At 29.3% G+C, this 12,960-nt stretch carries 12 protein-coding genes; 5 read left to right on the forward strand and 7 right to left on the reverse strand.

From position 1 onward, the window contains the following. Positions 1 to 202 precede the first annotated feature (202 nt). The 6 genes from ribB to tpx form a co-directional block, all read right to left on the reverse strand. Entirely contained in the window at positions 203 to 1,348 is a 1,146-nt protein-coding gene (gene ribB, locus ACSHW5_RS01255; protein WP_435674284.1) for a 3,4-dihydroxy-2-butanone-4-phosphate synthase, read from the reverse strand. Beyond that, entirely contained in the window at positions 1,345 to 2,796 is a 1,452-nt protein-coding gene (locus ACSHW5_RS01260; protein WP_435674285.1) for an LptF/LptG family permease, read from the reverse strand. Before ACSHW5_RS01260 ends, ribB begins: the two co-directional genes overlap by 4 nt. A 107-nt stretch (positions 2,797 to 2,903) precedes the next feature. Next, entirely contained in the window at positions 2,904 to 3,560 is a 657-nt protein-coding gene (locus ACSHW5_RS01265; protein WP_435674286.1) for a LolA family protein, read from the reverse strand. Between the two features lie 62 nt (positions 3,561 to 3,622). Then, complete coding sequence (locus ACSHW5_RS01270) at positions 3,623 to 6,070, reverse strand: DNA translocase FtsK (protein ID WP_435674287.1); 2,448 nt, start codon at positions 6,068 to 6,070, stop codon at positions 3,623 to 3,625. A gap of 43 nt (positions 6,071 to 6,113) precedes the next feature. Then, entirely contained in the window at positions 6,114 to 6,494 is a 381-nt protein-coding gene (locus ACSHW5_RS01275; protein ID WP_435674288.1) for a diacylglycerol kinase family protein, read from the reverse strand. A gap of 161 nt (positions 6,495 to 6,655) precedes the next feature. Continuing rightward, complete coding sequence (gene tpx, locus ACSHW5_RS01280) at positions 6,656 to 7,153, reverse strand: thiol peroxidase (RefSeq protein ID WP_435674289.1); 498 nt, start codon at positions 7,151 to 7,153, stop codon at positions 6,656 to 6,658. Between the two features lie 473 nt (positions 7,154 to 7,626). On the opposite strand from tpx, the gene ACSHW5_RS01285 reads away from it, so the two are divergent. From ACSHW5_RS01285 to mqo, 3 genes are all read left to right on the forward strand, one after another. After that, complete coding sequence (locus tag ACSHW5_RS01285; protein ID WP_435674290.1) at positions 7,627 to 9,003, forward strand: MATE family efflux transporter; 1,377 nt, start codon at positions 7,627 to 7,629, stop codon at positions 9,001 to 9,003. Between the two features lie 91 nt (positions 9,004 to 9,094). Next, complete coding sequence (locus tag ACSHW5_RS01290) at positions 9,095 to 9,319, forward strand: hypothetical protein (protein ID WP_435674291.1); 225 nt, start codon at positions 9,095 to 9,097, stop codon at positions 9,317 to 9,319. 101 nt (positions 9,320 to 9,420) lie between these two features. Continuing rightward, positions 9,421 to 10,896: a malate dehydrogenase (quinone) gene (gene mqo, locus ACSHW5_RS01295; RefSeq protein WP_435674292.1), complete on the forward strand. Its 1,476-nt coding sequence runs from the start codon at positions 9,421 to 9,423 to the stop codon at positions 10,894 to 10,896. Between the two features lie 155 nt (positions 10,897 to 11,051). Here the strand turns inward: mqo and ACSHW5_RS01300 are convergent, their stop codons facing one another. Then, on the reverse strand, positions 11,052 to 11,384 hold the full coding sequence (locus ACSHW5_RS01300) for a DUF6508 domain-containing protein (protein WP_435674293.1): 333 nt from the start codon (positions 11,382 to 11,384) through the stop codon (positions 11,052 to 11,054). 144 nt (positions 11,385 to 11,528) lie between these two features. Here ACSHW5_RS01300 and ACSHW5_RS01305 point away from each other — a divergent pair, with 144 nt between their 5' ends. Continuing rightward, positions 11,529 to 12,089, forward strand: a complete 561-nt coding sequence (locus tag ACSHW5_RS01305; protein ID WP_435674294.1) for an RNA polymerase sigma factor — start codon at positions 11,529 to 11,531, stop codon at positions 12,087 to 12,089. Continuing rightward, complete coding sequence (locus tag ACSHW5_RS01310) at positions 12,076 to 12,897, forward strand: hypothetical protein (RefSeq protein WP_435674295.1); 822 nt, start codon at positions 12,076 to 12,078, stop codon at positions 12,895 to 12,897. The genes ACSHW5_RS01305 and ACSHW5_RS01310 overlap by 14 nt, the downstream gene beginning before the upstream one ends. Positions 12,898 to 12,960 lie beyond the last annotated feature (63 nt).

A 12,960-nucleotide genomic window follows, 5' to 3' on the forward strand; every position in this document is an offset into this window, starting at 1 on the left:
AAAACATAGATTTATCTAATTTAAAATAACACCAAACGTTTGCATACTTTACATCTTTTTGGAAATATTATACCGCAGTATAATAATCTTTTAATATGATAATATAAGAGTTGAAACAAGTTTAATATGGCAAAACTATTTTAAACGAACCATGTTTGTGGATGTAAAAAAGCTAAGCAATAAACCTTGTAAGATAGAGCTCTTAATAATTTATATAATCTACAATTTCTAATCCGTAACCAATAATACCAACTCTTTTGGTTTGTTGTGAATTTGATATTATTTTAAGTTTTCTGATGTTTAAATCGTGTAAAATTTGTGCACCAATACCAAAATCTCTAGAATCCATAATCATTTCAGGAGCTTTCAGTTCTCCCTTTTTTTGATTTTCCTTTAAAATAGACAATCTACTTAGTAAATTTTGAGATTGATTTTGTTGGTTGATAAATAAAATGGCTCCTTTACCTTCTTCATTGATCACTTGAAACATCTGGTCTAACTTTTTATCTGCATTATTTGTTAAAGTTCCTAAAATATCATTATTAACAAGTGTAGAGTTTACTCTTGTTAAAATTTCTTCGTCTTTAAGCCAAGTCCCTTTTGTTAGTGCAATATGTAATTGGTTGTTTGTGGTTTGTTGATATGCTCTTAATCTAAAATCGCCAAATCTTGTTTTGATATCAAAATCTTCCATTTTTTCAATTAATGAATCATGTTCCATTCTATAGGCAATTAAGTCTTCTATAGAAACAATTTTGATATCAAATTTTTTAGCAACATCTAATAATTGAGGCAAACGTGCCATGGTACCATCTTCATTCATGATTTCTACAATAACACCTGCTGGTTGTAAACCCGCTAATCTTGCAAAATCAATGGCTGCTTCTGTATGACCAGATCTACGTAAAACTCCACCTTTTTTAGCAATTAAAGGAAAAATATGTCCTGGTCTTGCAAAATCAAATGGTTTTGTGGTTTTGTCTACCAACGCTTTTACAGTTAAAGCTCTGTCTCCGGCAGAAATACCGGTGGTAACTCCTTTTCCACGTAAATCTACAGATACTGTAAAAGCCGTTTCCATAGGATCTGTGTTGTTGTTTACCATTACGTGTAAGTCTAATTCTTTACATCTAGATTCTGTTAATGGTGCACAAATTAAACCTCTACCATGGGTTGCCATGAAATTAATCATTTCTGGAGTTGCTTTTTCTGCAGCTGCTAAAAAATCTCCTTCATTCTCTCGGTTTTCATCATCTACTACAATGATTATTTTTCCGTTTTTAATGTCTTCTATAGCGTCTTCAATTGTATTTAATTGAGTGCTTTTTTTAGATGTAAGTGGGGTCATAATTTTGTTGATTTTTTAGGAATAATTTTCTTAAAAAAGTTTGTTATTGGTTGTATAAAGGCATCAATATTAAATATTCCTTTATCTCTGGTGGCTCTTCTTACTAGCAATATGTCTAAAGGAACCATTATAAAAACAGCTATCCATGAACCTAGAAATGAAGATATGGAGCTTTCTTCTGCCATGTTTTTACCAAAAGTATTACCAAAGAAATACAGTACATAAATAGCAATGGCAAGAATCATAGGCAAACCAAAACCACCTTTTCTTATAATTGAGCCTAAAGGTGCGCCTATAAAAAAGAGGATTAAGCAAGATAATGAAAATGCTATTCGGTTATAAAACTCGGTATCAAAAAGGTTTAGGAATTTACGTTTTATTTTTATTGAATCTATACTGTTTTTTAAAGAACTTAAACTTCTGTCTGTTTTTGTTGCCGCTGAATTTACAATAGAAATTTTTTCTTTTAATTCAAAATTGTCTAATATAATAGGTTTAATATTTTCTGTGATGATAGAATCTGGATATTTGTACAAATCATTGGCGTACATACTTGAATATATGTTTTTCGCTTTTAGGGCCAATACTTCGTCATAACTTGCTTTTAAATCAGGAATGGTATCTTTTAGCTGATTTAAACTAAGCATCATAAAACTTTTTTTGTATTTTTCCTTATCTAAATCATCGGTACCACTAACATCAGAAATATCAATATTAAATTCGTATTCATCAAAAGTAGCGTTAGATGCCGCCATTTTTTTTCGTTTTATAACCGAAGTAACACTTTTTACATGTTCTTCATAATAATACCCATTGTATAAAATAAAGGTCATATATCTACTTCCTTCTTCAGAAATAATTTTACCATGTTCTGCGGTAATTACTTTTTGATTTCCTTTATTACTGCTTAAATCATAAATTAAAACATTTTTTAATAGATTTTCTTCTTCGCCATACTTTTCATCAAATTTAATTTGATATCCTGGTATATCACTATTAAAACTTCCCGGAACCAATGCCATTGCTGGCTTTTTCTTTTTTATATTTAGGTATAAGTTTTTTTGTTTTAACATTGCATACGGATAAACATTGTTTAAAAACAAGAAGTTTATGGCGCTTAAAATAATGGTTAAAAAAACAAGTGGTTTCACCAAGCGTTGTAATGAAATTCCTGCAGATTTTGCTGCTGCAAACTCATAATTTTCACCTAAAGTACCTAAGGCCATTATAGAAGATAACAGTACGGCAATAGGTAATGCTTGTGGTGTAATAATAAGCGTTGTATAGTATAAGAATTTTAAAATAAAAGGTAAGCTAATACCTTTACCCGCAATATTCTCAAAAGTTTGCCAAAGTACTTGCATTACTAATACAAAAAGTACTATAAGAAAGGTAGCTATAAAAGGTCTTAAAAATGTTTTTAAGATGTATTTATCTAGAATTTTCATACTATAATATAGAAAAGAAAAACTCAAAAAATTACCTCTTTTTGAGTTTTACAAATGTAGTTTCTTAAAAGTAAAAATGCTATTAAATTTCTGTTAATTGAAAATAATTAGTCAATGGTATAATTTTGACTTAAATATTTTTTTCTGTTGAAACTGAAAAAACTAGCGGATAAATCTTGATTACTCTTGAATTCTGTAATTGTAAATATAGTTTTGGTGGCATTAGAACCTGTTTGAATTAATTTATAGATGTGCTTTGTTTTGGCATCTATACCTAATTCTACTTTAACAATATCAGATGAACTATCAATAGGGTTTAAGGTAATAAATTGAATTTTTCTCCCTTTTATATTTACCAATTTACCCATTTCAAAATTATAACCTTCTTTGTAAAATGTTAGTAATTTTGATGGATAAATAAAACCATCATCTCCGTCTAAATCTCCATCAGTAATAGAAATTTCTTTTTCATCAGTATTTACAACGTGTAATTTTTTACCGTCATATAAAAACTTGTTTCCTTGATAATTTAGGCTGTATTTTTCTCCTTGTAAATTAATGTCTCCTCTAATTGGTGGTTCATCAGTTTCTTTTATGCCTGCTTCTTCATTGCTAATAGTTTGGCTAAAACCTATATACATGTTTTTGTAAGCGCCCATTTTAGAAGAAACTTCATCTAATGTATTTTTTGCCTTTTCTGCGTCTTGAGAAAATGTTAGTGAAGTAATAATTAAACTTAAAAATAAAATTGTTATTTTTTTCATGTTACTATAATTGTGTAAACTTTTATTTGTTTAACTGTTAAAATATACTGTAAACTTATAAATTATTGTTTCTTTTCGTTTTCTAATAATTGTTCTAAAGCAATAAAATCTGGCACTAAAACTTGTCTCGCCTTACTGCCTTCAAAACCACCAACAATACCTGCAGCTTCTAATTGATCTATTAATCTACCTGCTCTATTGTAACCCAATTTTAGTTTTCTTTGTAATAAAGAAGCAGAACCTTGCTGTGCTGTTATAATAACTTCTGCCGCTTCTTTAAATAATTTATCTCTGTCTGCAATATCAACATCAATACTTGTGCCATTTTCATCATCTACATATTCTGGTAATAAGTGAGCTTCTGCATAAGCACGTTGAGAACCGATAAAATCGGTAATTTTTTCTACTTCTGGTGTGTCTACAAAAGCACATTGAATTCTATTTAAACTGTTGCCAGCAGTATATAATAAATCTCCACGTCCTATTAATTGATCTGCACCACCAGCATCTAAAATAGTTCTAGAGTCAATTTTTGATGTTACTCTAAAAGCAATTCTTGCAGGGAAATTGGCTTTTATAATTCCTGTAATTACATTTACAGAGGGTCTTTGAGTAGCTACAATTAAATGAATTCCAATTGCTCTTGCAAGTTGTGCTAAACGTGCAATTGGCGTTTCTACTTCTTTACCAGCGGTCATAATTAAATCGGCAAATTCATCAATAACCAGTACAATATAAGGTAAAAATTGATGACCATCATTCGGATTTAATTTGCGTTGTTTAAATTTAACATTGTATTCCTTAATATTACGAACCATTGCTGCCTTTAACAAATCATAACGATTGTCCATTTCTATACACAAAGAATTTAATGTGTGTACAACTTTAGTAGTATCTGTAATAATTGCTTCTTCTACATCTGGTAGTTTTGCTAAATAATGACGTTCAATTTTATTGAACAAGGTTAATTCTACTTTTTTAGGATCTACCAAAATAAACTTTACTTCAGCAGGGTGTTTTTTATATAAAAGTGATGTTAAAACGGCATTTAAACCAACAGATTTACCTTGCCCAGTTGCACCAGCCATTAAAAGGTGAGGCATTTTTGCTAAATCTACCACAAAAGTTTCATTAGAAATTGTTTTTCCTAATGCAATTGGTAATTCCATTTGAGACTCTTGAAATTTCTTTGAAGAAATAACAGAATGCATAGACACAATAGTAGATTTCTTATTAGGTACTTCAATACCAATAGTTCCTTTACCTGGAATTGGTGCAATAATTCTAATTCCTAAAGCAGATAAAGAAAGGGCAATATCATCTTCTAAATTTTTAATTTTAGAGATTCTTATTCCAGCTTCTGGTACAATTTCATACAATGTAATTGTTGGTCCTACGGTTGCTTTAATTTCTGCAATACCAATTTTATAATTTTTTAGTGTTTCTACAATTCTGTCTTTATTAGCTTCTAATTCTTCCGGATCTATAGAAATACTTTCGTTGTATTGTTTTAATAGGTTAAAGGTTGGGAATTTATAATTTGCCAATTCTAAAGTAGGGTCAAATTCGCCAAAATCTTTTACTAATTTGTCAGATAAATTTTCGGTAGAATGTTCTTCTTCTTCAACTTGTTTTATATTAATTGCAACCTCTTTTTCCTCTTGCTTTTCTTCTTCTTTTGCAATTTCAGTTTTTAAAGTAATTTCATTACTTTTATTTTTAACATCAGAATGTTTTGAGATGGTTGGTTGTAGGTTTTCTACAGAAAGTTCAAATTCAGACTTCTCGTTTTCTATTTTAACCTCTTTTTCTTTCTCTTTTTCTAGTTTTATAGATGAATCTATCTGTTTATTGTTTTCAATAATTTCTTCCTCATCAATAATTTTTTCTAATTCTCGTGCTTCTTTGGCGGCTCTTTTTTCTTTAATTTTTTCTAATAATTGATAAAAAGTAAGTTTGTAACGAAACACTAAATAAGTGATAAATAGGAAAGTTAACAATAAAACCAAACCTGTTGTACCTATAAAAGTTTGTAAATACTCATTAATTTCGAAACCTATAATTCCGGAATATAAAGCGTATTTAGCATGTAAAAAACCAAGGGTTACTGCTAACCATAACATGGCTAACAAGCTCCAATTCCATGAAATAATAATTTTAGCTATTTTTCCTTGTACCAGCCAGTAATACCCTGTTAAAAATAATTGATAAACCAGAATAAATGCCCCAATTCCGAAACCTTCATAAATAAAAAAGTTACTAATACTAGCACCTATTTTACCTAATAAATTTTTACTTCTTACTGTTTTATCTGCTAATTGGGCAAGCGTACTTTGGTCTTCTTGCCAATTGAAAAAAAATGAAATAAAAGCAAGGGCTAAAAAAAATGAAAAAAGCACTAAAAATACTCCAAAAATAGTATGTGCCTGTTTTGATTTAAAAAAAGCAAAAATTTCCGTTTTTTTATCCGAAGAAGTCGGTGTTTTTTTTATGATTTGTTTTTTTGCCATGTAACTTATTTGTTGCTAAAATTGAAGTAAGAGATCAGATTAATTATAATATTAAAAGTATTTTTGGTACATAAATAATACCTGCAATTATTAAAGATATTATTGCTGCAAAACTAGGCGAACCTGCTGCTATATCTTTAATAAAACCTATTTTTTTATGGTAATCTGAATGTACAAAATCTGAAATTTTTTCTACAGCAGTATTTAATGCTTCCGCAACTAAAACAAGACCAATTGATAAAAATTGAATCATCCACTCAGTAGATGAAATATGAAAACAGAAACCAAGAATAGTTGCAATAATTGCAAAAAATAATTGTGCTTTTATACTGTCTTCAGTAGTAATTAACAACCACATTCCTCTAAGAGCAAATTTTACGCTGCGTAGCCTTCCTCTTAAAAAACTATCATTGGGATTTTTCATTAAATTATTATTTTTTAAAATCAACAACCTTATTAGATAGATGATTTTTTTTATTTTCCCATGCTTCCTACAAATTTATAGGGATCATGGGAAATTTAAATATCAACAGAAACCTTATCTTTTATGGCTTATAAGGCATCTTCTAGATAGAATATTTTTGATTAAATAGCTTTTAAAGCGGCTTCATAATTTGGTTCATCTACAATTTCAGGAACCTGCTCTGTATAGGTTACTTGTCCGTTTTCATCAAGAATTACAATTGCTCTAGAATGTAAGTTTGCTAAAGGTCCGTTTGCAATTTCTAATTCATAATCTTTACCAAAACTTCCGTTTGCAAAATCTGATAACATTTCTACATTATCAATGCCTTCTGCACCACAAAAACGCTTTTGAGCAAATGGTAAATCTCTAGAAACACAAACAACAATTGTATTTTCTAAATTAGCTGCTTTTTTATTAAATTCTCTTACAGAGGTTGCGCATGTTCCAGTATCAATACTAGGAAAAATGTTTAAAATAACTTTTTTGCCGTTGTAATCTGATAAACTTTTTTGCCCTAAATCTATAGTAGTTAATGTAAAATTTGGAGCCTTTGTACCTGTTTTTGGTAAATTTCCTAACGTGTTAATCGCGTTTCCTTTTAATGTTATGTCTGCCATTTTAATATGTTTTTTTAAAACTTCAAAAGTAAGAATAAATAAATAATTTATAGAAATTTAATATGTTTTACTTCCGTTTTAAATTTATTTACAAGGATGATAAAAAATAAACAACCAAGTTGTTGCCTGTAATTAAAATATTATAAACAGTCTAAAATTGATTTAATAAGAAAAAATGATAGCCAAAATTAAATTTTTTTTTTGATTTATAAGTTATGCGGAAATAGCTGCTAATTTTATTTTTTGTTGATAAAAGAGTTTCAATAAAATTGTTTTTTACAAATAAAAATGATTTTAACGGAGTTGTGCATGTTGTTTCTATTATCAAAATAAATCTATTTAATTTATCTTTTTTTGAATTGAAAATTTAATCAATAAACGATAACTTATTTTGGTGTTTTTATTTTATATGATAGCTGTAAATTATTCTGTTTACAAGTTGTATTTTTGCAGTCCTTAAAAATATTAACTAATTGAACATTTCTCAATATACATCAGAGTTTAAATATAATTGGAAACTTGCTGCGCCGGTAATGTTAGGTATGTTGGGACATACTTTTGTAGGTTTTATAGACAATATTATGGTAGGTCAAATAGGAACTGCAGAATTGGCAGCGGTGTCTTTGGGCAATAGTTTTATGTTTATTGCCATGTCTATTGGTATAGGATTTTCTACTGCAATTACGCCTTTAATTGCAGAGGCAGATGCTTCTGATAATTTGCCACAGGCAAAATCTGTTTATAAAAACGGATTGTTTTTATGTACTTCTTTAGGTATTTTATTGTTTTTATTGGTTTTCTTTTCAAAACCATTAATGTATTTAATGAAACAACCTGCAGAAGTGGTTGCTTTGGCAATTCCGTATTTAGAATTGGTGGCTTTTTCTTTAATACCATTAATTATTTTTCAAGCAATAAAACAATTTAGCGATGGTATGTCTATGACAAAATACCCAATGTACGCTACGTTAATTGCTAATATTGTAAATGTAGTTTTAAACTATCTTTTAATTTTCGGAAAATTTGGTTTTCCAGAAATGGGTATTGTAGGTGCTGCCTACGGAACTTTAATTTCTCGAGTAATTATGGTAGTGTATTTATGGTTGTTATTACGCTATAAAAAGAGATCTGCACAAATTGTGAAAAATATAAAATTCTTTGTTTTAGATATTTTAATGATAAAAAGAATTGTGAATTTGGGTTCTTTAAGTGCCATGCAAATGTTTTTTGAAGTTGCTATTTTTACCGCGGCAATTTGGTTAAGTGGTTTGTTAGGTAAAAATCCACAAGCTGCAAATCAAATTGCATTAAATTTAAGTTCTATGACCTTTATGGTTGCCATGGGTTTAAGTGTTGCTTCTATGATAAGAGTAGGAAATCAAAAAGGGTTGCTTCAATTTAAAGAATTGCGCAGAATTGCTTTTTCTCTCTTTCTTTTAGGAACTTTATTTGCTGTATTCTTTGCATTTCTGTTTTTTCTTTTTCATAAAAGTTTACCAAATATCTATGTAGATTTATCAGATACAGAGAATTATGCAGACAATATGGAAGTTATTTCTATTGCTTCAAACTTATTATTAGCGGCTGCATTTTTTCAAATTTCAGACAGTATACAAGTGGTGGTTTTAGGAGCTTTACGTGGATTGCAAGATGTTAAAATTCCTACATTACTTACTTTTATTTCTTATTGGGTTGTTGGTTTTCCTGTTTCTTATTTTTTAGGAAGAGAAGAAATGTATGGTAGTTTTGGAATCTGGTTAGGGCTTTTAGCAGGATTAACAACCGCTTCTATTTTATTATTTATTCGATTTAATTCGCTAACTTTAAAATTGATAAAAGAGAAAGAATAAGTGTATTCCTCAAGCGCAGTCTAGAGGTAAAAAGATAAAATTTAAATACGTTCTTAACTGTGTTAGAACAGATATAATTAAAATAATAACAATGAATTTACCTAAGTTTTTACTAGCAGATAATAGTGGTTTTCCAGATGATATTTTTGTTTTACATACAGAATTTCCTCGTTTTATTATCAACTTAAAAGATGATGAAATAGAATGGTTTGAAGATTTAACAGGAGAAAATGAGGAAGATATTGCCACAGAATTGGCCGATTTAATGGACAAAGCTGGGTTGTTTTATGACGATGAAATGAAACAGTTTGAGTAAGTTTTTGCTCTGTTAATTATCACAAATTTTGATAATGTTTTTGTTGATAGAAGTCTTGTTTCTCGCGTAAATAAGTGTTTTTTCAAAATAAAAAAGTCTCTATGAAATTTAAAAAAGAATACGATTTAATCTGTGTTGGTGGTGGAATTATGAGTGCAACTTTAGCACTAATTACAAAATTACTAAAACCAGAAATGAATATTTTAATTTTAGAGAGTTTAAATAACGTTGCTCAAGAAAGTACTGCCGCTTGGAACAATGCAGGAACAGGTCATTCTGCGCTGTGTGAATTAAATTATTGTCCGGAAAATGAAGACGGAAAAGTTTCCATCAAAAAAGCTATTGATATTTGTACCCAATATGAAACTTCAAAACAATTTTGGTCTTTTCTAACCAATAAAGGTTTGTTAGAAAATCCTTCTGAATTTATTACTTCAGTAAAACATCATAGTTGGGTTTTGGGAGAAGAAAATGCAGCGTATTTAGAAGAACGTTTTAAAACGTTAAAAGAACATTTTATGTTCAATTCTATTGAGTTTACAAAAGAAATCAGCACAATGAAAGAATGGTTTCCTTTGATTGCAAAAAATAGATCAGTAGATGAAATAATGGCTGCTTCTAGAATAGATAGAGGTACAGAAATGAATTACGGAGTATTAACAGAAAAGTTGTTTTCTATTTTAAAAAACGAATTTAATACACCGGTTTACTGTAATATGGAAGTGTTGGATATAGATCCTGATACAGATTTAGATTGGACGGTAGAAGTAAAGAATTTAAAAACAAAAAAAGTACATCAATTAGAAGCCGAACATGTTTTTATAGGAGCAGGAGGTGGTAGTTTGTTGTTATTACAGAAAGTAGAAATAGACGAAAAAGAAGGTTACGGAGGTTTTCCTGTAAGTGGCGAATGGTTGGTTTGTAAAAACGAAGAAATTATAAAACAACACAATGCAAAAGTGTATAGTAAAGCAGGAATTGGAGATCCGCCAATGTCTACACCTCATTTAGATACGCGTTTTATTGATGGAAAACAACAGTTAATGTTTGGTCCGTTTGCAGGTTTTAGTCCTAAATTTTTAAAAGAAGGCTCTCGTTTAGATTTGTTTAAATCCATTCAGTTTGATAATATTCCGTCTATGTTTGGTGCTTTTTGGCACAATTTACCGCTTACCAAATACTTAATAGAACAAGTATTAATGAGTAAGGAAGATAGAATGGATTCTTTACGCAAGTTTGTAAAAGATGCCAAAGATGAAGATTGGGAAGTTGTAAAAGCCGGACAAAGAGTACAAATTATTAAAAAGGATGAATTTGAAGGAGGAAAACTACAATTTGGTACAGAAGTAATTTCTAGTAAAGACGGAAGTATTACCTGTTTGTTGGGCGCATCACCGGGAGCTTCTACAGCAACTTCTATTATGTTAGAAGTTATCGAAAAAGCGTTTCCAGAATTAGTGAATTCATCTGAAGGAAAAAAAATATTAAAACAAATAGTTCCTTTTTATAAAACTAAAGTTACCAAAGAGTTGTTTGAAAAGGAATTGGAAAAGAGTAAGATTTCTTTGGGGTTGTAATGTAATTCTCCTTTTTGAATAGAGAAAGAAATATTGTTTCGTAATTCGAATTCGTCAATAATTTAATATGTTTTTTATTCGTAGTTAACAAGGGGTTTAAAATTTCTTGTCACATCATAGTTTTTCATTATAATTTAGTAACTATTTCTCATTTACTACATTGATTTTAAGATAGTAATAATTAGCCCACTATTTAAAGAACTCTTAATAGCACCTTCATGAAACCTGTCGTTTCTAACAATTGCAGTTAGTAATTTGCATTTAGTTTCCAAATCAATAGAAGTATAATCAAAAGTTTTATTCCTTGTAATAACTCTTCCTTCGTCCCAATTTACCCAATCAAACATAATTTGCCACTTTTGTTGTCTGAATAAAAGCATAAAATCACGGTTAAGTTCTTCGCTTACTTTGTATATATTAGGAAAAGTACCATTTTTAATTTTAGTTTTTTCCACTAAATTTATAAAATCTATAATGTCAATTTTCATGTTTTTACAATAAAGATAAAACTAAAAACCAATCAATTAAAGCATCAACTTAAAATAAACTAATAACTTTTTTCCTTAAGGCAACCTTTTTTAAACTTTGGTAGTCTATATATTTGTAAGGCAGTAAAAAACCAATAAAGAGGCTTGAAAATTATTTCATTACATAGCAAACAAAAATCGCTTATTAAAAAAGCGGTAGACAATAACAGGGAAGCGCAACAAGAATTGTTTGAGCAGCATTCGCCTAAAATGTTGGGAGTTTGTAGGCAATATGTAAAAGATATGCACCATGCAGAAGACTTAATGTTGCAGGGGTTTTTAAAGGTTTTTACCAACTTACACAGCTTTAAACACGAAGGTAGTTTTGAAGGTTGGATTCGCAGAATTATGGTGAACACGTGCATCTCTTATTTGCGAAAAAAGAATGTAATTGATTTATCTGATGAAGAATATGTTTTTAACGATGCAGCTACAGAAAGTTTAGAAAACACCTCTGTAGAAGATATTCAAAAATTGATAGATAAATTACCAGACGGTTACAAAATGGTATTTAATTTATTTGCCATAGAAGGATTTAAACATTCAGAAATTGCTATAAAACTTGGTATTTCTGAAAGTACATCAAAATCGCAATTATTTAAAGCGCGTAAATTATTGCAAGAAAATTATTATAAAATGAATAAAACAATTCATGAAAACAAATAAATTAGATAATAACATAAAGGAAAAGTTTGCCAAAAGAACTTTTGAACCTTCTGCTTCTGCTTGGCAACGTTTGTCAGATAAGTTAGACGAACAACCGAAGCAAAAGAAAAAAGGCTGGTTTTTTTATATCGGAATTGCGGCAAGTGTTTTGGTAATAGTAGCCTTAGCAATTCAGTTTTTATCTTCTGATAATGAAAGTGTTCAATTAAATAAAATAATAGTAGATACTCCTGTTGATACCATTAATTTGGATAAAAAAATAGACAAATTCATCAATGAAAATAAAATTGAAAAAGCAGTTGTTAAAGTTGATGAAGTAGAGGAGAAGGCAGTAGTTAAAAAGAACGTGATTGCAAAACAAAAGGTAATTGCTGTGAGGCAGTCTGTTTTAAAGAACGAGAATTCTTCTTCAAAAATTGCAGAAAAGGAGCAGGTTTTAATTTCAAAAAATGAAGTGAAATCAAATCTAATTAAAGAAGAAATTCAGCCTGCTAAAAACGAAATAAAACCATTAAAAAGAGACTCAAATAGTAGCATTAAGATTGATAGTGAAGATTTGTTATACGCGGTAACTCATTCTTCACAAGAGGTAAAAAACTATTATGCGAAGTATAATATTACAAGAGAAGATGTTTTAAAAACGATTCAGAATCAGCTGATAGAATCTAATTTAAAAGTAAATCCGAATAGTATTTTAGCGGAAGTTGAGCGCACAATTATTGATGATGATTTTCAGAATAATTTTATGAAATCATTAAAACAAAAAGTAACAAATATTGCCACTGCAATTGCAAGTAGAAACAATTAGTATGTACAAAATACCGGTCTGGTGCAAAAGCGATGCAATATCAAAATTAAATAGACCTTAGTT

It is taken from the genome of Polaribacter sp. (assembly GCF_051251875.1).
Lineage (GTDB): Bacteria > Bacteroidota > Bacteroidia > Flavobacteriales > Flavobacteriaceae > Polaribacter.

What these genes read in the sequence shown, in the direction of transcription:
- ribB (WP_435674284.1), bottom strand. Translation starts at nt 1,348, where the DNA reads ATGACCCCACTTACATCTAAAAAAAGCACTCAATTAAATACAATTGAA.
- ACSHW5_RS01275 (WP_435674288.1), bottom strand. Translation starts at nt 6,494, where the DNA reads ATGAAAAATCCCAATGATAGTTTTTTAAGAGGAAGGCTACGCAGCGTA.
- mqo (WP_435674292.1), top strand. Translation starts at nt 9,421, where the DNA reads ATGAAATTTAAAAAAGAATACGATTTAATCTGTGTTGGTGGTGGAATT.
- ACSHW5_RS01290 (WP_435674291.1), top strand. Translation starts at nt 9,095, where the DNA reads ATGAATTTACCTAAGTTTTTACTAGCAGATAATAGTGGTTTTCCAGAT.
- ACSHW5_RS01310 (WP_435674295.1), top strand. Translation starts at nt 12,076, where the DNA reads ATGAAAACAAATAAATTAGATAATAACATAAAGGAAAAGTTTGCCAAA.
- tpx (WP_435674289.1), bottom strand. Translation starts at nt 7,153, where the DNA reads ATGGCAGACATAACATTAAAAGGAAACGCGATTAACACGTTAGGAAAT.
- ACSHW5_RS01265 (WP_435674286.1), bottom strand. Translation starts at nt 3,560, where the DNA reads ATGAAAAAAATAACAATTTTATTTTTAAGTTTAATTATTACTTCACTA.
- ACSHW5_RS01300 (WP_435674293.1), bottom strand. Translation starts at nt 11,384, where the DNA reads ATGAAAATTGACATTATAGATTTTATAAATTTAGTGGAAAAAACTAAA.
- ACSHW5_RS01270 (WP_435674287.1), bottom strand. Translation starts at nt 6,070, where the DNA reads ATGGCAAAAAAACAAATCATAAAAAAAACACCGACTTCTTCGGATAAA.
- ACSHW5_RS01260 (WP_435674285.1), bottom strand. Translation starts at nt 2,796, where the DNA reads ATGAAAATTCTAGATAAATACATCTTAAAAACATTTTTAAGACCTTTT.